Origin of the sequence: Streptomyces antarcticus (assembly GCF_026627255.1) — a bacterium.
Lineage (GTDB): Bacteria > Actinomycetota > Actinomycetes > Streptomycetales > Streptomycetaceae > Streptomyces > Streptomyces antarcticus.
Map to the genome: position 1 here is coordinate 1 of NZ_JAPNLM010000083.1, position 1,078 is coordinate 1,078.

A 1,078-nucleotide genomic window follows, 5' to 3' on the forward strand; every position below is an offset into this window, starting at 1 on the left:
CAGGCCGGCGCCCTGGACGTCTACCGCAGACTCAGAGCCCGCCTCATAGAAGACCTCGGCGTGGAGCCCTCGCCCCAGCTCCAGCGCCTCCACCAGGCCATGCTCGCCGTCGACCCCGCACTGGACGGGCAGGCGGGGGCGAGGCGCGGCTCGACGTTCGACCTGTACGCCGTGTGAGCCCCGCGCCCCGGGCGCCCCGCCCTCCGGGCGCTCCGCGCCTGGCATGCGGGGCGCCCGGGGCCTGTCGCGGAAGCCCCGTCCGCCCTGCCCTTCGGTGCCCGCCGCCACCCCTCACCGCACGCCTTGGCACGCGGGGCCCGTCAGCCGTGCTGGCGGAGATCCTCGCCCCCTGCCCGCTCCACGCGGTCCACAGGGAGCCGGACGGCCCGGGCCGGGCCCGCCGGCCCGGTGAACTTCCCGGCGCGGGGCGGGCGTACGGGATGCCGCGGGGCAGGGCCGGTGATGAACGCGCCCGGTACCAGCCCGCCCGGTACCGGCGCCACACCCACCACTGGCGGACAGCCGCGGACCATCTGAACACCTGAACACCTGAACCCGCTGGCCGCAGTTCACGGCCCCGGCCGGCCGCGCCCGGGAGCAGTAGCGCGTACCCGCGTCCGCCCGGACCGGCCGCCAAGTTCGCTGACAAACCGGGGCTGACCCGGCTCCCCGGTGGAGTTCTGTCAGGTCGCGCCGGCCTTCGGGGTGCTGACGGAACGCCTCGGGTACACCGCGTACGGGGCCCGGGGCGGTAGCCGGGGACGCCGCGGTCTCCCGCGAGCCGGGCGGGATCCGCCCGCGGAACACGACCGGGGCAGACCTGAGCCTGCTGCCCGGCGCCGGGGCTGCCACCGGGCCTTCTTCCACGGCCTCCCCCCAACCCCCACCCCCGCCGGCCCCCCGCCACCGCCCGCCGCGCTGTCGTCGGCCCGCCCGCCCGCGGCGAACAGCGCGCGGACCGCGGCCCAGTCGCCGTCGTCGACGGCCACCGCGTACCCCGAGACCACCTCGTCGATCGCCAGCCGGTCCATTACCGTCGCGAGGTCCACACGCTGCGTCATCGGGACAGTGTGGGGCT

General features: G+C 77.3%; 1 protein-coding gene and 1 pseudogene. One reads left to right on the plus strand and one right to left on the minus strand.

Translation table 11 applies throughout. The features are described from left to right. A partial coding sequence (locus OTB16_RS39130) for a BTAD domain-containing putative transcriptional regulator (protein ID WP_267727714.1) occupies positions 1–177 on the plus strand: 177 nt, incomplete at its 5' end. Between the two features lie 713 nt (positions 178–890). Here the strand turns inward: OTB16_RS39130 and OTB16_RS39135 are convergent. After that, positions 891–1,061 (minus strand): annotated as a pseudogene (locus OTB16_RS39135) (nuclear transport factor 2 family protein); the annotation flags it as partial. Positions 1,062–1,078 lie beyond the last annotated feature (17 nt).